We start from the raw sequence: 21,729 nt of genomic DNA, 5'->3' as shown, positions 1-21,729 counted from the left end.
CCGTCCCAGCCGGGAGGGGCCGCTGTTCGTTTCGATCGGGCCGATATCTCAGCGGTTGCTGACGGCGCCCTCGGCGGCCTCGGCCCACTCTCGCCACTGTTTGGCCTGTTCCAGCGCCTTCTCCGCGTCGCGAGCCTTGCCTGCGGCCTGCGCCTTCGCGGCCTGCTCCTCGAACTGCGCCACGCGCTCGCGGAACTGGGCGGCGCGGGCCATCGCCTCGGGGTCGGTGCGCCGCCACTGCGCGTCGACGGCGTCGCGCACACGCTTCTCGATAGCCCGCAGCTTGCCTTCCAGTTCCTGCATGCGCTCGCGCGGAACCTTGCCGATGGCGTCCCACTTGTCCTGGAGCTCGCGCAGCGCGCCGCGGGCCGCTTCCAGGTCGGCGGACGGATCGATGTAGGCGTAGTGGTTCAGCAGTTCCTCTTTGGCGGCCGCGTTGTGCTCGAACTCGGCGTCGCGCTCGGAGACCGCGGCGTTGCGCGCGGCGAAGAAGACGTCCTGGGCGCTCTTGAAGCGCCGCCACAGCGCCTCGTCGGCCTCGCGCGGCGCGCGACCGGCGGCTTTCCACTCGGTGAGCAGATCGCGGAAGATGCCCGCGGTGGCCACCCACTCTGTGGAGCCGGACAGTTCCTCGGCCTGCACGCACAGTTCTTCCTTGCGCGCCTTCGCGGCGGCGCGTTCGCGATCCAGCTCGGCGAAGTGCGCGCCGCGGCGGCGGTTGAACGCCTCACGCGCCTTGGAGTAGCGCTTCCACAGCGCGTCGTCGACCTTGCGGTCCACGCCCCGGATGGACTTCCACTCGTCGAGGATCTCGCGCAACCGATCGCCCGCGGCCTTCCACTGGGTGGACTCGGCGGCGATCTTCTCCGCCTCGGCGGCCAGCGCCTCCTTGCGTTCGGTGTGCTCGTGCCTGGCGCGTTCCTTCTCTTCCTTGGCGTGCGCGGCGGCCTCTTCGGAGTGCTCGGCGATGGCCTGCAGGCGCCGGGCCAAGCCCTCGATGTCGCCGATGACGGCGGCGGTCGGCAGCGACTCGGCCAGCGTGACGGCGGCGGCCTTGGTCTTGCGTGCGTCCGCGCCCGCGGCCAACCTGGCCTCCAGCAGGGCGACCTCGGTGGCCAGATCGTCGAACCGGCGGCCGAAGTGGGCCAAGCCCTCCGCGGCGTCACCGGCCTGCCACGAGCCGATCTGGCGTTCACCCTCGGCGGTCTTCACCCACGCGGTGCCGTCTTCGTCGACCCGGCCCCACCGGCTCGGATCGGAGACGGTGGGCACGACGACGGGATGGGGATGCTGCTGGGCCGGGCCCGGGGCGGGTTTGACCGCGTGCGGTTTGGGCGGTTGAATCGAGCGGCCCGGTTTCGGAGCACCGGAAGAACGGGGCATCTTGCCGGGTCCGGCTTTCGCGGTTCCGTTGCTGTCGGTCATTTTTCCTCGTCCCTGCCGCGCGTCACGGCTGCCTGGTTACGCCCTAGCTCATTCCATTCAACCCGGTCCGAGCCCTTGTGACCATCGATCCATGCCTTCCCACGGAGGAATCCCGCGGATTCCAACCCCTGATGACCTGGGTTGTAGCTCCTCGAACACTATCAATCTCGGCGGTATTTACGGCAGAGACACTCGAAGCCGGCCGGTACCGGCAGGACCCGCAACGACTACGGTTACGACGTGTTCTCCGTCGCCGCCCTCGTTCCGTCGCCGCCCGTGCTGGTCCCCGAGTTGTGCGGTGGTGCGGCGGACACGGCGGGAGCAGGGGATTCGGATCCGCGCGCGGTGCTGCGGTCGGCCGTGCTCGACACCGTGCGCGCCTTCGCGTCCGTGACAGGCCACTGGACGGTGATCGGCGCCGATGCCGGTGACCGCACGTTCGGTCCGGAGACCGTCGGCACGTTCCGCGGCTTCGGCGTCGACGTGCGGGTCGGCCTCTCGAGTGCCGCCGTCGCCGGAGCGCGGCAGGCCGATGCCGGGTTGCCGCTGGCCGTACTGATCGGCGGGTGGCTACGCGGGCAGGTCGCCCCCGACGCGGTCGCCGAGGCGAGTGTCGTCGCCGCGGACGCGCCCGCGGAGCATTGCCGGGAGGCCGGGACGAAGCTGCGTGCCGAGCTGGACAGCGACGGCGAGCCGCGCGGTGTGCTGGTCGTCGCCGACGGCGCGGCGACGCTGTCGGTCAAGGCGCCCGGCTACCTCGATGAACGGGCCCGTCCGGTGCAGGACCGGCTGGACGACGCGCTGAGCGCGGGTGATCGCGCCGCGTTGCGGGCACTCGACTCCGGACTGTGTGCCGAACTGGGCGTGACGGGCCGCCCGGCCTATCAGGTGCTGGCCGGGCTGTTCCGCGCCGATCCGCTGGTCGAGACGCGCTACCGGGACGCCCCGTTCGGAGTCGGCTACCACGTGAGCCTCTGGCGGCCCGCGGGAGACGACGCGCCGTGACGGATTCCGGCATCACTCCGATCGCGGTCGTCGGCCCCACCGCCACCGGCAAATCCGATCTGGCCCTCGACCTGGCCGAACAACTCGGCGGCGAGATCGTGAACATCGACGCCATGCAGCTGTACCGCGGCATGGACATCGGCACCGCGAAGCTGCCCGTCGCGCAGCGCCGGGGCATCCCGCACCACCAGCTCGACGTGCTCGACGTGACCGACACCGCGTCCGTGGCCGCGTATCAGGCGGCGGCGAGCGCGGACGTCGTCGCGATCATGGGGCGCGGCCGGGTGCCCGTCATCGTGGGCGGCTCGATGATGTACGTCCAGGCGCTGTTGGACCAATGGGAGTTCCCGGCCACCGATCCGGCCGTGCGGGCGCGCTGGGAGACGGTGCTCGCCGAGCGGGGCGTCGCGGCCGTACACGCGGCGCTGCGCGCGGCCGATCCGGTGGCCGCTGCCACCATCCTGCCCACCGACGGGCGCCGTATGGTGCGTGCGCTCGAGGTCGTGGAACTCACCGGACAGCCGTTCGCCGCGTCGGCGCCGACCATCGGGCGGCCGCGCTGGGGCACGATCGTCATCGGCATCGACCGGGAGACCGCGGCCTTGGACGCGCGCATCGAGCGGCGCACCGCCGCGATGTTCGAAGGCGGGCTGGTCGAGGAGGTACGCGGCCTGATCGAGTGCGGCCTGCGCGAGGGCGTCACGGCCCGGCGGGCCATCGGCTACGCACAAGTCCTGGCCTATTTGGACAACGAATACGACCTGAACCATGCTCAGGAACGCACCCTGATCGGCACGCGGCGCTACGTGCGCAGGCAACGCTCCTGGTTCCGGCGCGATCCCCGGGTGCGGTGGGTGGACGGCACCGCCCCTGATCCGGCCGCGACGGCGCTGGCCCTGCTCGACGAGAAAGAACGGACTCCGCAGTGACCCGACGTGTGAGCACGCGCAACGCCTCCGTCCAGGTGTGGCAGGCCTACCTCAACAACCGCACCAAGCGTCATCGCGACGGCCGTTTCCTGGTGCAGGGCGTGCGTCCGATCACGCAGGCCATGGCCAACGACTGGCCGCTGGAGACGCTGCTGTACCGGCTCGGCGGCCCCGAGCTGTCCAGCTGGGCGCGCGAAGTGCTGGACACCAGCGGTGTGCCACAGGTCGGCCTGGTGCCCGAGCTGATGGCCGAACTCGGCGAAAAGGCCGCCGGGATACCGGAACTGGTGGCGGTCGCGGAGTCGCGGCAGCCCGAACTGGAGGCCTTCGAGCCGGGTGAGCCAGGGGAGGACGCGCCGGTGGTCGTGGTGTTCGACCGGCCCAACTCGCCGGGCAACCTGGGCACGCTGATCCGCTCGGCCGACGCGTTCGGCGCCAGCGGCGTCATCGTCACCGGACACGGCGCCGACCAGTACGACCCGCAGGCGGTGCGCGCCTCGACCGGTTCGCTGTTCGCCGTGCCGGTGATCCGCGCCGCCGGGCCCGCGCAGGTGCTGGAGTTCCGCAACCGGCAGATCCGCCGCGGCATCCCGACCCGCATCGTGGGCACCGACGAGCACGGCAGCCACGCCGCCTACGACTACGACTTCACCGACGCGACCATCCTCGTCATCGGCAACGAGACCAGCGGTATGAGCGCCGCGTGGGAGGCGGCCTGCGACGACATGGTGCACATCCCGATGGGTGGGACGGCCAGCTCGCTGGGGGCGCCCTCGGCGGCCGCGGTGGCGCTCTACGAAATTTCCCGGCAGCGCCGGACGTTTGCCAAATGACGACGAGACAGGGAGACATCGCACGTGCCGGATATCGAGTTCACCAAGGGTCACGGCACCCAGAACGATTTCGTGGTGCTGCCCGACCCGCAGGCCGGCCTCGCGCTGACGGCCGAGCAGGTCGGCGCGCTGTGTGATCGCAGGCGCGGGCTCGGCGCGGACGGCGTGTTGCGGGTCGCGCGGGCCGGTGCGTTGCAGGCCGCCGGTGTGCTGGCGGAGCTTCCGGAGGACGTGGGCGCCGACGACTGGTTCATGGATTACCGCAACGCCGACGGCTCGATCGCGGAGATGTGCGGCAACGGCGTGCGCGTATTCGCGCATTACCTGCACGCGGCGGGATTGGAAACCCGCGACAGCTTCGTGGTCGGCAGCCGCGCCGGGGCGCGTCCGGTCACCGTGCATGCCGGGAACTCGGTCACCGGGGACGTCACCGTCGGCATGGGCCGGGTGCGCGAACTCGGCCCGTCCACCGCGACCATCGCGGGCTGGGCGCTGCCCGGGATCGGCATCGATGTCGGCAATCCGCATTTGGCCTGCGTCGATCCGGGCATGTCCGTGGACGCGCTCGGCAAGCTCGACCTGACCGTGCCGCCCGGCTTCGATCCGGACCTGTTCCCACACGGGGTGAACGTCGAGATCGTCACGGCGCTGGACGCCGAGAGGTCGGTCGACATGCGGGTCTACGAGCGCGGTGTGGGCGAAACCCGTTCCTGCGGAACGGGAACCGTCGCCGCGGCCGCCGCGGCGCTGGCCGCCGACGGCTTCCGGATCGGCGCCGACTCCGGTCGGGTGACGGTCCGGGTGCCCGGCGGCGAACTGACCGTCGGGCTCGAGCGCGGCTCGGCATGGCTGCGCGGGCCGTCGGTTTTGCTGGCCTCGGGTCGCCTCGCCGGGGCCTGGTGGGACGGTCGGTAGCGGCATCGCCCCGATAACCGGGTGCGTGCTGCGGTGATGTCGTGGCAGCATGGATGGTGTATGAGGAAGTCAGAGACGTATGAATTCACTCCGGCGGACGCGAACGATCGCGCCGCCGATGCGGCCGACGACGCGGTGTCCGGCGAAGACGCGGTGACCGGCGACGTCGTCGCCGAGCACCGGGCACGGATGCGGCGATCGGGTTGGTCGGCCGATCCGACCACCGGTGAACTGCAGTTGGAGGACCGCAGTTCGCTGCGCCGTGTTGCGGGCCTGTCCACCGAGCTCACCGACATCACCGAGGTCGAGTACCGGCAGCTGCGCCTGGAGCGCGTCGTGCTGGTCGGGGTCTGGACCACGGGGACCGCCACGCAGGCCGAGGCCAGCATGGCCGAACTCGCCGCGCTCGCCGAGACCGCGGGCTCCGAGGTGCTGGAAGCGTTGATCCAGCGCCGCGACCGGCCGGATCCGGCCACCTACATCGGCTCCGGCAAGGCCGACGAGCTGCGCTCCGTGGTGCTGGAGACCGGCGCGGACACCGTCATCTGTGACGGCGAGCTGACCCCCGCTCAGCTGACCGCCCTGGAGAAGGTGGTCAAGGTCAAGGTGGTCGACCGGACCGCGTTGATTTTGGACATCTTCGCTCAGCACGCCACTTCCCGGGAGGGCAAGGCGCAGGTCTCGCTGGCCCAGATGGAGTACATGCTGCCCCGGCTGCGCGGCTGGGGTGAGTCGATGTCCCGGCAGGCCGGTGGCCGCGCCGGTAGCAACGGCGGCGTGGGTCTGCGCGGCCCCGGTGAGACCAAGATCGAGACCGATCGTCGTCGCATCCGTGAGCGGATGGCCAAACTGCGCCGGGAGATCCGCGAGATGAAGACCGCGCGCGACACCATGCGGTCGCGCCGCACGTCCAGTGGCATCCCGTCCGTCGCGATCGTCGGCTACACCAACGCGGGCAAGTCGAGCCTGATGAACAAGCTCACCGGCTCCGGCGTGCTGGTCCAGGACGCCCTGTTCGCCACCCTGGATCCGACCACCCGCCGGGCCGAACTGGACGACGGGCGCGAGGTCGTCTTCACCGACACCGTCGGCTTCGTGCGGCACCTGCCGACCCAGCTGGTCGAGGCCTTCCGCTCCACCTTGGAGGAGGTGACCGGCGCCGACCTGCTGGTGCACGTGGTGGACGGCTCCGACGCGCTGCCCGCCGAGCAGATCAAGGCGGTCCGCGAGGTGATCACGGACGTGATCAAGGAATCCGGTACACCCGCCCCGCCCGAACTGCTGGTGGTGAACAAGACCGACGCGATGGGGCCGACCGAACTCACCAATCTGCGTGCGCTGCTGCCCGACGCGTCGTTCGTGTCGGCGCGCAGCGGCCGCGGGATCGATGGGCTGCGCGAGCGGCTCGCCGAGCTGCTCGGGGACTTGGACGTGGAGATCAGCGTGCTGCTGCCGTACACGCGCGGTGACCTGCTCGCCCGCATCCACGCCGATGGCCGCATCCTCGGTTCGGATCACGAAGAGGGCGGAACCCGCGTCCACGCGCGCGTCCCGCATGCTCTCGCCGCCGCCTTGTCGGAGTACGCGCACGCGGGCACGGCCGGTACGCAGGATTAGGTCGAGCATCTCACTTCCTGAGATGTGACGCTGTCTTTCCGCGCGCTGGTTCGCGGCGTATCCGTGCTCGTGGATCGCCGCTGAAGTGCGAGTTCGCGGCAGGCTTGCCGGGACGGCGAACGAGCTGGTCGATCGACCGGATCGGGCGTGTCGCGATGCGACGCGCACATCCGGTGCGACGCAGTCGATTTCGTTGCGCTATCGTCATCGAATCGACACCAGGAGGGTTCATGTCGGACGCCCGCTCCGATTCCCGCACCCGGCGCTCCGGCGCCGCGAACAGCGCCGATCCGGCGCTCAGCGACGGTGCGCCGCTGTCGGTTTCGCTGACCGACACCGATCTGCGGGTGATCGACACCCTGCTCGCGCCGCTGCGCGCGTGGACCAGCCCGCGCTTCTACGGCTTGGAGAACATCCCGGCCGACGGCCCGGTGCTGCTGGTCGGTAACCACAACCTGCTGGGCGGCATCGACGCCCCCATGCTGCTGCCCGAGGTGCTGCGCCGCCGCGGCCGCTTGATCCGCGGTCTCGCCGAGAACGTGCTGATCAACGTTCCCGGTGTCCGGCACCTGCTGCACCACTACGGCGCGGTGCGCGGCACTCGGTCCAACTGCCTGGCCCTGCTCCGGCGCGGCGAGGCCGTGATGGTGTTCCCTGGCGGTGGCCGGGAGGCGGTCCGCCGCAAGAACGAGAAGTACCTGCTGAAGTGGGAGGGGCGCAGCGGTTTCGCCCGCATGGCGATCGAGGCGGGCGCGCCCATCGTCCCGGTCGCGATGATCGGCGTCGACGACGCCTACGACATCCTGGTCGACGGCGACCATCCGATCCTGCGCCCCCTGCGCTGGACCGTGGAAGCGCTCGGGCTCAGCCGCGACCTCACCCCGCCGCTCATCCGCGGCGTCGGTCCCACCGTCATCCCGCGTCCGGAACGCTTCTACTTCTCCGCCGGTGCGCCCATCGACCCGGCGCCGTGGCGCAACGCGGGCGACATGCACGCCGCCGCCACGGAATTCCGCGACGTAGTGCGCAAAGCGCTGGAGGAGGAGATGAACTTCCTCTTCGCCGAACGGGCGCGCGACGAAGGGCGCACCTTGCTGGGCCGCTTGCGCGGTTGGCTGACGCGCTGAGGGCTGCGGCGATCCGCGCGACGGTCGACTGTTCATCGTCCGGCTGTTCGGCGTCGGCGTCGGTGCTGCGAGCGCGGCACGTCACGGAGGGCGATTCGTCGCAGAGCTCACGGCTCGACCGTTCCCACGCCCGATCGGCACTTCAGCCGCGGAGCTTCCCGGCCGGACGCACCGCCATCGCGACCTGGAGCTTGCGCGGCGGCGGCGGTCGGCGGGCCGAGTCGTCGGAACAGGTCGAGTGACGGCCGGTTCTCGAGCGCGCCGCGAGCTGGGTTGGACCGGCGGAGGGTCCGGCCGACTGTCATGTCCGGACACCTCGCGCACCACTGGGATGGCTGGGGCTCGCCTGGCCGAACGGCTCGCAGTCACTCCGGTCATCCGCGCCGACACCATCGGGCCGTCGACGGATCCGACCTCGCGCGCCGGGTGGCGACCGCGGCGGTCGTTGTCATCGGCGAGCGGTGTCTGCGCCTGTCGGCATTTCGCCTGAGTCTGCTCAGTCGGTGTCCGTGGTCGCGCAGTCCGTCGTCTTGATCGACAACTGAAGCGCGTGCCGGTCAGTGGCAGGCCGGCCTCGTTCTGCGGCGTCCCGCCCAGGGTGGCGATCAACCGTCCCATGCCTTCGATCGTTTGCCGGGAATCTCGTCCGCTGATCTCGACCCGATCCGCCGCTCCTGGTGAGACCATGGTTCCGGCCCCAGAAGTGAACAGGGATTCTCGCCCCGGGTACGGTATGGGGCAACGACTGGTCGGTGTGGACCGGCCGGTGTGGTCACTAGGAGGTTGGCGTGGAACGCACACTGTTCGAACCCGAGCACGAACTGTTCCGGGAGTCGTTCCGCAAGTTTCTCGATCAGCACGTCGCGCCGAATCACGCGAAGTGGGAGGAGCAGGGCATCGTCGACCGGGCGGTCTGGCTCGAGGCGGGCAAGCAGGGCTTCCTCGGCATGGCCATGCCGGAGCAGTACGGCGGCGGCGGGGTGAAGGACTTCCGCTACAACGCCATCGTCTCGGAGGAGTCGGTGCGCGGCCAGTACTCCGGCCTCGGCTTCTCGCTGCACAACGATGTGATCGCGCCTTATCTGCTCGAGCTGGCCAACGAGGAGCAGAAGCAGCGCTGGTTGCCCGGCTTCTGCGCGGGCGAGATCATCACCGCGATCGCGATGACCGAACCGGGTACCGGTTCGGACCTGCAGGGCATCAAGACTCGCGCGGTGCGGGACGGCGACGACTGGATCCTCAACGGCGCCAAGACCTTCATCACCAACGGCATCAACTCCGACATCGTGATCGTGGTGGCGCAGACCGACCCCGAGAAGGGGGCCATGGGCTTCAGCCTGTTCGTGGTCGAGCGCGGCATGCCCGGCTTCGAGCGCGGCCGCAACCTGGACAAGCTCGGCCTCAAGGCCCAGGACACCGCCGAGCTGAGCTTCACCGACGTGCGCGTGCCCGGCAAGAACCTGCTCGGCACCGAGGGGATGGGCTTCATCCACCTCATGCAGAACCTGCCGCAGGAACGTCTGTCGATCGCCGTCATGGCGGCGGCCGCGATGGAGTCCTGCCTGGACATGACCGTGCAATACGTCCGCGACCGCAAGGCGTTCGGCAAGCCGATCGGCGCGCTGCAGAACACGCGCTTCGTGCTCGCCGAACTGGCCACCAAGACCACCGCGGTGCGGCTGATGGTCGACAAGTTCATCGAGCTGCTCAACGAGGGCAAGCTGACCGCGGAGGACGCGGCGATGGCGAAGTGGTGGAGCACCGAGGAGCAGCTCGACTTGATCAACCGCTGCCTGCAACTGCACGGCGGATACGGCTACATGAAGGAATACCCGATCGCCAAGGCCTACATGGACGCCCGCATCCAGACCATCTACGGCGGCACCACCGAGATCATGAAAGAGATCATCGGACGCAGCCTGAAGCTGTCCTGACGGCGCGAATTCCGGCTCGGGCCGACGGCTGCCGCCGGCCCGGGTGCGGCACAATCGCCTTCCGAGGTGATGGCGAACTCGCCGTTCGCCGGTCGCCGGAGTGGAGGAGATGCGATGCCGAGTCTGGCCAACCAGGTGGTGCGCGGGTACCTGAAGGCGACGCGGGCCAATCGCGTGTTCATCGATGCCGAGTCCGCGCGCAAGCGGGTTCTCGATCGGAGCGTGCGGCCGCGCAACTACGGTCCGCCGCGCCGGCTGCGCGCGGATGTGACGATCACGGTGGAGCGTCGCGGCGGCTGGCCGGTCTACACCCTCACTCCGCGCGGGCGCACGCCACGAGGGAACGTTGTGTACGCACACGGCGGCGGCTGGGTGCACGAGATCGCGCCGCAGCACTGGGCGCTGTGCGCGGCGGTCACCGCGGAAGCCGGTGCGGCGGTGACGGTCCCGATCTACCCGCTGATTCCGTTCGGGACGGCAGGTCAGGTCGTCGCGGGCTTCGTGGAGCTGGCGCTCGCCAACCGGGAGACCTACGGAAATGTATGCGTGGCAGGGGATTCCGCCGGAGGGCAGATCGCACTGTCGGCCGCGGTGGCCCTGCGGGACGAGCACGACGTGCGGCTGCCCGGCACCGTGCTCATCGCCCCCGCGCTCGATCTGTCGCTGACCAATCCGGAAATCGAGGTCGTGCAGCCACGGGACCCGTGGCTGGGCGTCGCGGGATCGCGGGTGTTCATCGAACACTGGCGCGGCGATCTCGAGCTCGCCGACCCGCGCGTCAGCCCACTGGCCGCCGACCCGCGCGGACTCGGCCCGCTGACGGTCTTCTGCGGCACCGATGACATCCTGTGGCCGGACACCCTCCTGCTGGTCGAGGCGGCGCGCGGCGCCGGGGTCGTGGTGGACTACCACGAGGCTCCCGGCCTGCCCCATGTCTATCCGCTGACCCCGACCCCGGAAGGGCGTGCCGCGCGTCGGGTCGTCATCGAGAGTCTGCGTAGCGCGCTCGCCAGTTGAACGACGGTGCGGTGCCGAATCGCGTTATCGCCGCCCGGTTCGCGTGCGAGCTCGGCTGACGCGGGACAAGGGCAGGGCCTTCGCCGCCGACGGGGCTGTCCAGGGCTGCGAGCGGCGGATTCGTCGTGGGCACCGTGGCGGTGTCGTAGGTCCATGACCTGCCCACGTCGAACCACGGGATCGCACCGGAGAAGACGGACACGGCGGCCGAGTAGCGGCGCGCAACGATCGATGGGCGTGGGTCCCCTGCCGGGAGTCGAACGGAATCGACCGCGACGTGCTCGATCGGACGTGTGGTGCGGACCTCGATTCCGATCATCACCAGTCGTGGCACGGCGTCGAACCCGTAGCGCCCGGCTACGTACCGGCTGCGGGCAGCGTGACCACGAAACGGGCACCGGGCGCGCCGTCGGTGACGTGAATGGTGCCGCCGTGGCGTTCCACGACGTTGCGGACGATGGCCAGGCCGAGGCCCGCGCCGCCCTCGTCGCGGCTGCGCGCGTCGTCCAGGCGGACGAATCGCTGGAAGATCCGGTCGCGGTCGGCGGGCGGCACACCCGGTCCGTCGTCGGTGACCGACAGCACCACCCGCTCGTCGGCGGCGTGGTCCACGGCGACGTCAACGGTGTTCGCGGCATGCCGCTGCGCGTTGTCGACCAGGTTGCCCAGGACGCGGGCGAGCTGGGTACGGCTTCCGGTGACCGCGACGGGCTCCTTCGGTGTCGCGATCCGCACGGCCACCCGGTCCCGGACGCGGTGCTCCAACTCCTCCCGGACCAGCACGGTCAGGTCCACCCGATCCGAGCGCGGTTGCTCACCCGCGTCGAGCCGGGCCAGGAGCAAGAGGTCGGCCGCGAGATGTTCCAGCCGGATGGTGTCGCCGATCAGTCCGTCCACTTCCAGCAGTTCGGGGTGTGCCTGGGCCACCTCGAGCTGGGTGCGCAGGCTCGCGATTGGGCTGCGCAACTCGTGTGCGGCGTCGGCGATGAACCGCCGCTGGCGCTCCGTGGACTCCTCCAGCGCGGCGAGCGTGGCGTTGGTGGTGCTCGCCAGTCTGCCGATCTCGTCGCGAGATCCCGGCTCCGGCACGCGGCGGGAGAGATCGCCGTCCATGATCTCGGCGAGCTGCCTGCGAATCGCCTCCACCGGGCGCAGGGCGCGCCGGGTGACCAGCCAGGTCACCAGGGCGACCACGGCGAGCAGCGGGGGCAGGCCGATCTGCATCGCTTGCCGTGCGTCCGCCACCGCGCTGTCGGCGGTCGCCAGCGAGGAGCCCGCGTAGACGGTGGCGGGCTGTCCGCCCCGGATGGTCACCGCGAGGGCGGCGACCCGGAACGGATGCGGCCCGTCCTCGTCGTCCACCGTCAGCCGCACGTCGCCGAATTCGGCGTCGGCCGCCGTGGGGTCCGTGGGTTGCGAAAGGCTTTCGCGGTCCGGCTTCTCGTCCTCGTTCTCTTCGTCGTCCTCCTCGTCTTCGTCATCGTCATCGGAAGTCTTGGCGTACGGGCCGAACTCGGCCATGGGCGGTTTGCCCGCGAGGTCGTCGTCGGCCGCGAGCACGCGGCGGTCGAGCGAAACGACCTGCACCGGTTCGCTTTCGGCATCGGGAAGCCGCAGCCGGGCGAGATCCGTGCCCGTCGCGAGCTGCGTCGCCACGTCCTGCGCGGTGGACTCCGCCCGCATTTCGGCGCTGTGCACCAGGTTGTGCCGCAGCACGGCCAGCACCGCGAGCCCGGCCGCGGTCAGCGCCACCGCGACCACGACCGTCGCCGCGACCGTGGTGCGCACGCGGACCGAGCGCCACCAGGCCCGCGCGGCTCGCTCAGGCACGATCGGCCGTCAGCCGGTAGCCCGCGCCGCGAACGGTGGTGATCGATCGGCGCCCGAACGGCGCGTCGATCTTGCGGCGCAACGTGCTGATGTAGACCTCGACGACGTTCGGGTCGCCGTCATAGGCGAAATCCCAGACATGGTCCAGGATATCGGCTTTCGAGACCACCTCCCCGGCGCGGACGGCCAGGTGCTCGAGCACGGCGAACTCCTTGGCGGTCAGCGTCACGTCCTGCGTGCCGCGACGGCAGGTCCGGGTGCCCGGGTCCACGGTCAGATCACCGACGCGCAGCACACGGGCGCCGCCGCGGGTCCGGCGGCGCAACAGCGCACGGATGCGGGCCAGCAGCACCAGGTAGGAGAACGGCTTGCTGAGGTAGTCGTCCGCGCCGGTGTCCAGGCCCTCGGCCTCGTCGTATTCGCCGTCTTTCGCGGTGAGCATGAGCACGGGCGTCTCGTGGCCACCGGCGCGCAGCGCGGCGCAGACGCGGTAGCCGTTCATGCCGGGCAGCATGATGTCGAGGATGATCAAGTCGTAGTCGGTTGTCGTCGCCAGATGCAGGCCCTCGGCGCCGTCGTGCACCACATCCACGGCGAATCCCTCGGCAGACAACCCTTTTGCCAGCGTGCGAGCCAGACGTTTCTCGTCTTCGACGATCAGCAGACGCATCCCCCAAGAGTGGCAGACGGATCCTGAAACCGTCTTCAGGTGACTTCAGCTCGCCTTCAGCTCGGTTCGCCACAGTGAACGCATTCGAGATCATCACTCGCGCAGGAGGTTTCCCATGACAACCGTATTCCGCCGTGCTTACGCCGGCCTTCGCTGGCTGCTCGTCGGCACGGCCGTCGCGGCCGCCGTCGTCGGTCTGAGCGCGGTCCTGTCCGCGGTGGCCACCGGCGGTCCGGACGATCACACCGTCGCGTTCCGCTCGGTCGCGGCGGACCGGTCGCTGGCGGCCGATACCGGTATCAGCAGGCAGCAGGCCATCGACAAGGCCCTGGCGGCCGTGCCGGGCGGACGGGTCACGTCCATTCAGCTCGACACGGACCAGGGGGTCGCGGTGTGGGAGGTGGAGCTCACCACTCCCGCGGGCGTGGAGCACGACGTGACGATAGATGCCGACAGCGGCCAGGTCCGCGCCGTGGTCGACCCCGACTGACCGCGTCGGCGGACGCAGGTGTGACGGGTCGGTGCGGGGGTAAGCACGAGGTGTTTGCTGCCGGGCGGCAGGGATCCGGAGGGGGATTCCGGCCGTGGCTTCGCCGGTATCCGTGGTCCATGGCCGACGTAACGCGTGACGCCCCGGAGACGCGTTCGCCGAGCATCGAAGATTTGCCCCGCGGGAGGTTTGCCCGGGAGTAGCCTCAAGTTGTCCACTCGAGGAATCGAGGTCCGGATGCACGAGATGGCCATCACGCGCGGCGTCATCGACGCCGTCTGTGAGCACGCGGCGGGCCGGCGGGTCCATTCCGTCACCGTCGAGGTCGGCGCGCTGTGCGCTGTGGTGCCCGATGCCATGCGGTTCTGTTTCGAAGTCGCGGCCGAGGCGACGGTCGCCGAGGGCGCGGACCTGGTCCTGGTGGAGATCCCGGGGGTGGCGGCATGCCGTACCTGTGGCGCCGAGTTCCGGCTGCCGGACCCGATCCTGCTGTGTCCCTGCGGCAGCGCCGATGTCGAGATCCGCTCCGGGCGCGAGCTGCGTATCCGATCCATGGAGGTGAGTGAGGCATGTGCGCAACCTGCGGGTGCGGCGACGACGCCGCCGCGCTGATTCGCGTCCCGCACGATCACCAGCGCGCCGACGGGCACGATCACGCCCATGCGGACCATGAGCACACGCACGAGGACCACCATCCACACGAGCACGGCCCCGGCGCCGACCACGTCCACGTGCCCGCCACCGAGACGGTCACCTTGGAGCTGAAGGTCCTCGCCAAGAACGACGAACTGGCGCAGCGCAACCGGGACTGGCTGGCCGAGCGCGGCATCCTCGCGCTCAATATGACGAGTTCGCCGGGCGCGGGTAAGACCACGCTGCTGGAGCGCACCATCCGTGAGTCCGGCCAGGCCCCGATCGCGGTGATCGAAGGGGATCAGGCGACATTGCTCGATGCCGACCGGATCAAGGCGACGGGGTGCCGTGTGGTGCAGGTCAACACCGGCGCGGGATGTCACCTCGACGCGGAGATGATGTATCGCGCGCTGGAGACGCTCGACCCGGCGCCGGGCACGCTGCTGTTCGTCGAGAACGTCGGCAACCTGGTCTGCCCGGCGCTGTTCGATCTGGGGGAGCGGGAGAAGGTGGTCGTCATCTCGGTGACCGAGGGGACCGACAAACCGCTGAAGTATCCGCACATGTTCCAGGCGGCGGGGCTGGTCCTGGTGAACAAGACCGACCTGCTGCCGTATGTCGATTTCGATTTGGACCGATGCCGGGAATACATCCATTCGATACACCCCGGCGTCGAGGTCCTGCCGCTGTCCGTGAGCAGCAGAACAGGCCTGTCTACCTGGTACGACTGGCTGGCCGAGCAGCGTCGCGCGGCCGGTCCGGCGGCTCTTGAGGAAGCCGCCGGGCGCGCTTAAAGTGAAGTGATCAGGATCACATCTGCGGGTGACCCCTTCTTCGAGAAAGGCGAGATTCGGCCCCCGTGGTCCGCTGCGGAAGGTGGCGAGAAATGCCCACTCAGGAAGCAGTACGAGCCGAAGAGACGCTGATCCACGTTCTGTGGATCAACGCGGGACTCAGTTGTGACGGTGATTCGGTCGCCCTGACGGCGGCCACGCAGCCGAGCGTCGAAGAGATCGCACTCGGCGCGCTTCCCGGTCTGCCGAAGATCGCCGTGCATTGGCCGCTGATCGACTACGAGTGCGGCCCCAACGGCGGTGCGGACGACTTCCTGGAGTGGTTCTTCAAAGCCGACCGCGGGGAACTCGAACCGTTCGTGCTGGTGGTCGAGGGCTCGATTCCGAACGAGCAGATCAAAGAGGAGGGCTACTGGTGCGGGTTCGGCAACAATCCCGCCACCGGCCAGCCCATGACGACCAGTGAATGGCTCGACCGTCTCGCGCCGAAGGCCACGGCCATCGTGGCGGCGGGCACCTGCGCGACCTACGGTGGCATCCACGCCATGGCGGGCAACCCCACCGGCGCGATGGGCGTGCCGGACTATCTCGGCTGGGGCTGGAAGAGCAAAGCGGGTATTCCGATCGTCTGTGTGCCGGGCTGCCCGATCCAGCCGGACAACTTGTCGGAGACGCTGACCTATCTGCTCTACATGGCGACCGGCCAGGCGCCCATGATTCCGCTCGACGACGCGTTGCGGCCCAAGTGGCTGTTCGGGGCGACGGTGCACGAGGGTTGCGACCGTGCGGGTTACTACGAGCAGGGTGAGTTCGCCACCGAGTACGGCTCGCCGAAATGCATTGTGAAGCTCGGCTGCTGGGGGCCCGTGGTCAAGTGCAACGTGCCCAAGCGTGGCTGGATGAACGGCTTGGGCGGCTGCCCGAACGTCGGCGGCATCTGCATCGGCTGCACCATGCCGGGATTCCCGGACAAGTTCATGCCGTTCATGGACGAACCACCGGGCGGAAAGCTCTCGTCCAGCGCATCGGGGCTCTACGGATCGGTGATCCGCAGCCTCCGTCACATCACCGGACGCACGGTCGACAAGGAGCCGCACTGGCGGCACCGCGGCCGGAAGCTGGAAACCGGCGCGACCCGCACCTGGTAGGAGGTTCTCTGATGACCCAGATCATTCCGGAGCCGTCGCACAAAACGATCGAGCCGGACCGCCTCGTCGAGATGGCGTGGGACCCGATCACTCGCATCGTCGGCAGCCTCGGCATCTACACCAAAATCGACTTCGAGAATCGGGAAGTGGTCGAGTGTCACAGCACCTCGTCCATCTTCCGCGGCTACTCGATCTTCATGAAGGGCAAGGACCCGCGCGACGCGCACTTCATCACCAGCCGCATCTGCGGCATCTGCGGCGACAACCACGCCACCTGTTCGTGCTACTGCCAGAACATGGCCTACGGCGTGCGCCCGCCGCACCTCGGCGAATGGATCGTCAACCTGGGCGAGGCCGCCGAGTACATGTTCGACCACAACATCTTCCAGGAGAACCTGGTCGGCGTCGACTACTGCGAGAAGATGGTCTCCGAGACCAATCCGGGCGTGCTGGCCAGGGCCGAGAACACCGAGGCGCCGCACGCGGGCGACCACGGGTATCGCACCATCGCCGACATCATGCGCGCGCTCAACCCGTTCACCGGTGAGTTCTACCGGGAGGCGTTGCAGGTCAGCCGGATCACGCGCGAGATGTTCTGCCTGATGGAAGGCAGGCACGTCCATCCGTCCACGCTGTATCCCGGTGGACCCGGCACGGTCGCGACGATCCAGTTGATGACCGACTACATGTCCCGGCTGATGCGCTACGTGGAGTTCATGAAGAAGGTCGTGCCGATGCACGACGATCTGTTCGACTTCTTCTACGAGGCGCTGCCGGGCTACGAGAAGGTCGGCCTGCGGCGCACGCTGTTGGGTTGCTGGGGCTCGTTCCAGGACCCGGAGTTCTGCAATTTCGAGTACAAGGACATGGCGGACTGGGGCCGCAAGATGTACGTGACCCCCGGCGTCGTGGTCGACGGCAAACTGCTGACCACCTCCCTGGTCGACATCAACTTGGGACTGCGGATCCTGCTGGGCAGTTCGTACTACGAGGACTGGACCGATCAGGAGATGTTCGTCAAGACCGATCCGCTGGGCAACCCCGTGGACCGCCGCCATCCCTGGAACCAGCACACCAACCCCCGGCCGCAGAAACGCGACCTGGACGAGAAGTACAGCTGGGTCATGTCGCCGCGGTGGTTCGACGGCACCGATCACCTCCCCCTGGACACCGGCGGCGGCCCGCTGGCCCGGCTGTGGTCGACGGCGCTGGCCAACCTCATCGACATCGGCTACGTGAAGGCCACCGGGCACAGCGTGCAGATCAATCTGCCCAAGACCGCGCTCAAGGGGCCGGTCACGCTGGAGTGGAAGGTGCCGGTGCACGGCAGCAACACCCTCGAGCGCAACCGCGCGCGCACCTATTTCCAGGCGTACGCGGCGGCCTGCGCGCTGCACTTCGCGGAGAAGGCGATGGCGGAGATCCGGGCCGGCCACACCAAGACCTGGGAGAAGTTCGAGGTGCCGGAAGAAAGCATCGGCTGCGGCTTCACCGAGGCGGTGCGCGGCGTGCTGTCGCATCACATGGTGATCCGGGACGGCAAGATCGCGAACTACCACCCGTACCCGCCGACGCCGTGGAACGCCAGCCCGCGCGACAGCTTCGGCACGCCGGGTCCCTACGAGGACGCGGTGCAGGGCCAGCCGATCTTCGAGGAGAACGACCGCGAGCACTTCAAGGGCATCGACGTCATGCGCACCGTGCGCAGCTTCGATCCGTGCCTGCCGTGTGGCGTGCACATGTATCTAGGCAAGGGCAAGACGCTGGAGAAGCTGCATTCACCGACGCAGACGCTCACTCCCGAGTGAGTCCGCGTCGGGCGAAACGACCCGGAGGTGACGGTGGAGGATCGCCCGGACGACCGGGACGACGCGACGCTCGACGACTCCCGGTGGCGCGAAGCCGGTGATCGCATCGAGACCTTGCTGGAAGCGAGTTCGGCGGGCGGTGCGCTCGCCCGCGAACGCGCGGAGCAACTCGTGCGCGAACTGGTCGAACTCTACGGCGCGGCGCTGACCCGCGTGGTCGAGCTGCTCGACGACGCGGCGGTCGAGCGGTTGACCCGCGACGATCTGGTCGCGAGTCTGCTGCTCGTGCACGGGTTGCATCCGCACGATGTGGCCACCCGCGTAGGGAACGCGCTGGACAGCGTGCGTCCGTATCTCGGTTCCCACGGCGGCGACGTCCACCTGGTCGACATCGTCGACGGCGTGGTGCGCTTGGAACTGGCGGGTAGTTGCAAGAGCTGTCCGTCCTCGTCGGTGACGCTCGAACTGGCCGTCGAGGACGCGGTGCGGGCGGCCGCGCCGGAGATCGAGTCCATCGAAGTGGTCGCCGCGCAGACCGAGTCGGCGGGGGTGATCTCCGCCGACTCGCTGTTCTCGCGCGTGCGCGCGGACGGCGCGCGGTCCGGCAACTGGGTCGCGGTCCCCGAACTGGCCGAACTCGACGCGGGCGAGGTGGGCGGCTTCGACGTCGCCGGGCTGACGGTGCTCGCCTGCCGGGTGGGAACGGAGCTGTACGCCTATCGCGACCACTGCCCCGGATGCGACCGATCGCTCGCGGGTGCGGCGCTGGAGCGGCGCGTGGGGTTCCCGGCCGGTGACGCGGTGCTGCGGTGCCCGACCTGCCGGGCGCACTACGACGTGGTGCACGCGGGCGCCCGGGTCGACGGTGACGGTCACCTCGAACCGCTCCCCGTGCTCGTGCGCTCCGGCGAACTGTCGGTGGCGGTGCCGGTGGAGGTCCACGGGTGAGCACACCGTTTCGCGCGCTCCAGCGGATCGCCGCCGATCGCGGGCCCGCCCCCCGGCCCGGCGAGCGGTGCGAGATGTGCGCGGAGCCGATCGCCGACCGGCACCAGCACGTGGTGAACGTCGAAGGCAGGCAGCTGATGTGCGTATGCCGCGGCTGCTACTTGCTGTTCGTCGACCAGAACGCGGAGCTGCGGTATCGCGCGGTGCCGGACCGGTATCTCACGTTCCCGGATTTCACGATCAGCCGGGCCGAATGGGACGCACTGGACATCCCCGTGAATCTGGCGTTCTTCTTCCGCAATTCCGCACTGGACCGGACGGTGGCGTTCTATCCAGGGCCCGCCGGCGCTACGGAGTCGGAATTACCTCTGGAGCAATGGAATTCGATCATTCACCGGCATCCCGAGCTGGACGTGCTCGCCCCGGACGTGGAAGCGCTGCTCATCCGGGTGCCCGACCGCCGCACCGAGCGGGCGGCTTGCCTGCTGCTACCGATCGACGCCTGCTACGAGTTCGTCGGCCGGATGCGGCTGCTGTGGCACGGATTCGACGGCGGCCAGGACGTGCACCGATACCTGGAGGAGTTCTTCGCCGAGGCGTCGGCGCGCGCGAAAACCGGCGGTGCGGCATGAGCCCGGTGTACTCGACGACGTTCGCCGTGCTCGAGATCAAACCCGAGCCGTACGCCGTCGCGCCGATCCTGTCCGCGCGCGTCGGCATCGCCGCGCTCGCGGAGGAGCCCGTGCACGCCATCGCCCTGCGCGCGCAGGTGCGCATCGAGCCGTTCCGCCGCGGCTACTCCGACGAGGAGGCCGCAGGGCTGGTCGATCTGTTCGGCCCGCGCGAACGGTGGCACGAGACCCAGCGCTCGTTTCTCTGGATGCACTGCGCCACCATGGTTCCGAGTTTCACCGGCGGCGCCCAAGTGGACCTGCCGATGCCGTGCACCTACGACTTCGAGGTGACCGGATCGAAGTACCTGCACGCGTTGCGCGAGGGTGTGGTTCCGCTGCTGTTCCTGTTCAGCGGGACGGTCTTCATCCGAGGCACGACCGGATTCGCCATCCAGCAGATTCCATGGGACCGCGAGGACAAGTTCGAGATGCCCGTGTCGGTGTGGCAGGGCCTGATGGACGCGTACTTCCCGAATACCGGGTGGGTGCGGCTGCACAACGACACGCTCCGGGCGCTGGCCACCTACAAATCCAGCCACGGCCTGCACGGCTTCGACGACGCGGTGACCCGCCTGCTGACCAGCACCGAGGAGACGCCGTGACGACCGCCGAAGCTCGTGCCCGCGCCCGCGCCGTGGCCGACGCGGTGCTCTACGAGGGCTACCTGCTGTACCCCTACCGGGCCGACGCGCGCAAGAACCAGTCGCGCTGGCAGTTCGGCGTGCTGGGGCCGCACGGGGCCGCCGTGGCGGGACTCGGCGAGGAGTCGACGCTGTCGGCGCAGTGCCTGATCGACCCGGGCGAGAATCCCGAACTCACCCTCACCGTGCGGTTCCTCCAGCTCCAGCGCCGCCAAGTGGTGGACGGGGACGGTACGCCTGTCGCCGAGGTGACCGATGGCGCGCGGTCGTGGCTGTCCTGGGACGAGGCGGTCGAGCAGGAGATCACCGTCGGCCCGGTCCCGCCCGCCCGCGCGATCCTGCCGCTGGACATCCCGGGCGGCTCCGACGCCGAGCAGATCGCCACCGCGGCCGTCTCCGCGCCGGGCACGTTCGTGCGGACCCGGCTGCCGCTGACGGGTGAGCTGGAACTCGCCGCCGACCGAGACGACGGCTTCCTACGGCTCACGGTCGTCCTGCGCAACGTGGGCGCACCCGCGACCGACAAGCGCGACGCCATCGCCCGCTCGCTGATCGGCGCGCACATCATCGCGGAGATCACCGGCGGACAGTTCGTCTCCCTGCTGGAACCGCCGCCCGACGCCACCGCCGTGGCCGCCCGCTGCGATCGGTACCGGTGTTTCCCGGTGCTCGCGGGGCCGCCAGGCGACTACAGCGTGCTGCTCATCTCGCCGATCATCCTCTACGACCACCCGGAGATCGCGGAGCAGAGCGAAGGAGCGCTGTTCGACTCCACCGAGATCGACGAGATCCTCACGCTGCGCATACTCACCATGACCGATGCGGAGAAGGCGAGCGCCCGAGCCACCGACCCGCGCGCGGCGGAGATCATCGACCGCTGCGAGGCCATGTCGCCCGACGCGATGCGGCAGTTGCACGGGGTGCTGCGCGACCCGCACGCCGAGGGGCCCGGGTTGATCCCGGAGATTCCCGAGGGCGTCGATTGGTGGGACCCGCTGGCCGACAGCGCCGTTCGCCCGGACTTGGACGCTGTGCCGGTCGCGGGGGCGCTGGTGCGCAAGGGCAGCCGCGTCCGGCTGCATCCGGCGCGCCGGGCCGACGCCCAGGATCTGTTCTTCGACGGGCAGTGCGCCCGGGTCGTCTCGGTTCACGAGGACGTGGACGGACAGGCGCACGTCGGGGTGGTGCTGGACGCCGATCCGGCGGCCGAGCTGCACGAATGGTACGGGCGCTACCTGTATTTCGCGCCCGACGAACTGGAGCCGCTCGACGGCACCGAGGAATGAAAGGA

The 21,729-nt window shown here is 69.4% G+C and carries 20 protein-coding genes; 17 read left to right on the top strand and 3 right to left on the bottom strand.

The window, feature by feature from the left end; all coding sequences use genetic code 11:
- Window positions 1-48: 48 nt before the first annotated feature.
- Window positions 49-1,425: a DUF349 domain-containing protein gene (locus tag ACWESM_RS01415; protein ID WP_356961492.1), complete on the bottom strand. Its 1,377-nt coding sequence runs from the start codon at window positions 1,423-1,425 to the stop codon at window positions 49-51.
- Between the two features lie 240 nt (window positions 1,426-1,665).
- Here ACWESM_RS01415 and ACWESM_RS01410 point away from each other — a divergent pair, with 240 nt between their 5' ends.
- From ACWESM_RS01410 to ACWESM_RS01375, 8 genes are all read left to right on the top strand, one after another.
- Window positions 1,666-2,430, top strand: a complete 765-nt coding sequence (locus ACWESM_RS01410) for a class III extradiol ring-cleavage dioxygenase family protein (protein WP_356961494.1) — start codon at window positions 1,666-1,668, stop codon at window positions 2,428-2,430.
- Entirely contained in the window at window positions 2,427-3,359 is a 933-nt protein-coding gene (miaA, locus tag ACWESM_RS01405) for a tRNA (adenosine(37)-N6)-dimethylallyltransferase MiaA (RefSeq protein ID WP_452490664.1), read from the top strand. Before ACWESM_RS01410 ends, miaA begins: the two co-directional genes overlap by 4 nt.
- The gene (locus ACWESM_RS01400) at window positions 3,356-4,192 is read left to right on the top strand and encodes a TrmH family RNA methyltransferase (RefSeq protein WP_364426073.1); all 837 of its coding nucleotides are present in this window, start codon (window positions 3,356-3,358) and stop codon (window positions 4,190-4,192) included. The genes miaA and ACWESM_RS01400 overlap by 4 nt, the downstream gene beginning before the upstream one ends.
- Before the next feature lie 33 nt (window positions 4,193-4,225).
- Window positions 4,226-5,107, top strand: a complete 882-nt coding sequence (dapF, locus tag ACWESM_RS01395; protein WP_355071014.1) for a diaminopimelate epimerase — start codon at window positions 4,226-4,228, stop codon at window positions 5,105-5,107.
- 189 nt (window positions 5,108-5,296) lie between these two features.
- Complete coding sequence (gene hflX, locus ACWESM_RS01390) at window positions 5,297-6,724, top strand: GTPase HflX (protein WP_355071016.1); 1,428 nt, start codon at window positions 5,297-5,299, stop codon at window positions 6,722-6,724.
- Window positions 6,725-6,954: 230 nt separating this feature from the next.
- Entirely contained in the window at window positions 6,955-7,851 is an 897-nt protein-coding gene (locus ACWESM_RS01385) for a lysophospholipid acyltransferase family protein (protein ID WP_452490662.1), read from the top strand.
- A gap of 788 nt (window positions 7,852-8,639) precedes the next feature.
- Window positions 8,640-9,785 (top strand): acyl-CoA dehydrogenase family protein, encoded by a 1,146-nt coding sequence (locus ACWESM_RS01380; protein WP_355070250.1) that lies wholly within the window; start codon window positions 8,640-8,642, stop codon window positions 9,783-9,785.
- Between the two features lie 114 nt (window positions 9,786-9,899).
- Window positions 9,900-10,802, top strand: a complete 903-nt coding sequence (locus ACWESM_RS01375; protein ID WP_364426068.1) for an alpha/beta hydrolase — start codon at window positions 9,900-9,902, stop codon at window positions 10,800-10,802.
- 357 nt (window positions 10,803-11,159) lie between these two features.
- On the opposite strand, the gene ACWESM_RS01370 is transcribed toward ACWESM_RS01375, so the two are convergent.
- Window positions 11,160-12,632, bottom strand: coding sequence for a sensor histidine kinase (locus ACWESM_RS01370; RefSeq protein ID WP_452490660.1), 1,473 nt, complete (start codon window positions 12,630-12,632; stop codon window positions 11,160-11,162).
- Complete coding sequence (locus ACWESM_RS01365; protein ID WP_452490659.1) at window positions 12,625-13,302, bottom strand: response regulator; 678 nt, start codon at window positions 13,300-13,302, stop codon at window positions 12,625-12,627. Before ACWESM_RS01365 ends, ACWESM_RS01370 begins: the two co-directional genes overlap by 8 nt.
- 115 nt (window positions 13,303-13,417) lie before the next feature.
- On the opposite strand from ACWESM_RS01365, the gene ACWESM_RS01360 reads away from it, so the two are divergent.
- The 9 genes from ACWESM_RS01360 (at window position 13,418) to ACWESM_RS01320 (ending at window position 21,724) form a co-directional block, all read left to right on the top strand.
- Complete coding sequence (locus ACWESM_RS01360) at window positions 13,418-13,792, top strand: PepSY domain-containing protein (RefSeq protein WP_355070259.1); 375 nt, start codon at window positions 13,418-13,420, stop codon at window positions 13,790-13,792.
- 237 nt (window positions 13,793-14,029) lie between these two features.
- Complete coding sequence (locus tag ACWESM_RS01355) at window positions 14,030-14,404, top strand: hydrogenase maturation nickel metallochaperone HypA/HybF (protein WP_355071017.1); 375 nt, start codon at window positions 14,030-14,032, stop codon at window positions 14,402-14,404.
- Window positions 14,362-15,219 carry a hydrogenase nickel incorporation protein HypB gene (hypB, locus tag ACWESM_RS01350; RefSeq protein WP_452490657.1) on the top strand — a complete coding sequence of 286 codons (858 nt, stop codon included), beginning with the start codon at window positions 14,362-14,364 and terminating at the stop codon, window positions 15,217-15,219. The genes ACWESM_RS01355 and hypB overlap by 43 nt, the downstream gene beginning before the upstream one ends.
- A gap of 92 nt (window positions 15,220-15,311) precedes the next feature.
- The gene (locus tag ACWESM_RS01345; RefSeq protein WP_452490655.1) at window positions 15,312-16,367 is read left to right on the top strand and encodes an NADH-quinone oxidoreductase subunit B family protein; all 1,056 of its coding nucleotides are present in this window, start codon (window positions 15,312-15,314) and stop codon (window positions 16,365-16,367) included.
- 11 nt (window positions 16,368-16,378) lie between these two features.
- Complete coding sequence (locus ACWESM_RS01340) at window positions 16,379-18,175, top strand: nickel-dependent hydrogenase large subunit (RefSeq protein ID WP_355070264.1); 1,797 nt, start codon at window positions 16,379-16,381, stop codon at window positions 18,173-18,175.
- A 33-nt stretch (window positions 18,176-18,208) separates the two neighbouring features.
- On the top strand, window positions 18,209-19,123 hold the full coding sequence (locus tag ACWESM_RS01335; protein WP_364426101.1) for a NifU family protein: 915 nt from the start codon (window positions 18,209-18,211) through the stop codon (window positions 19,121-19,123).
- Window positions 19,120-19,755, top strand: a complete 636-nt coding sequence (locus ACWESM_RS01330; protein WP_356961512.1) for a DUF5947 family protein — start codon at window positions 19,120-19,122, stop codon at window positions 19,753-19,755. The genes ACWESM_RS01335 and ACWESM_RS01330 overlap by 4 nt, the downstream gene beginning before the upstream one ends.
- Entirely contained in the window at window positions 19,752-20,399 is a 648-nt protein-coding gene (locus tag ACWESM_RS01325) for a DUF6084 family protein (protein ID WP_364426060.1), read from the top strand. Before ACWESM_RS01330 ends, ACWESM_RS01325 begins: the two co-directional genes overlap by 4 nt.
- Entirely contained in the window at window positions 20,396-21,724 is a 1,329-nt protein-coding gene (locus tag ACWESM_RS01320) for a hypothetical protein (protein ID WP_452490652.1), read from the top strand. The genes ACWESM_RS01325 and ACWESM_RS01320 overlap by 4 nt, the downstream gene beginning before the upstream one ends.
- Window positions 21,725-21,729: the final 5 nt, after the last annotated feature.

The sequence above is a fragment of the Nocardia sp. NPDC003999 genome (assembly GCF_053604885.1).
This window is presented reverse-complemented; position numbering and strand designations above follow the sequence as displayed.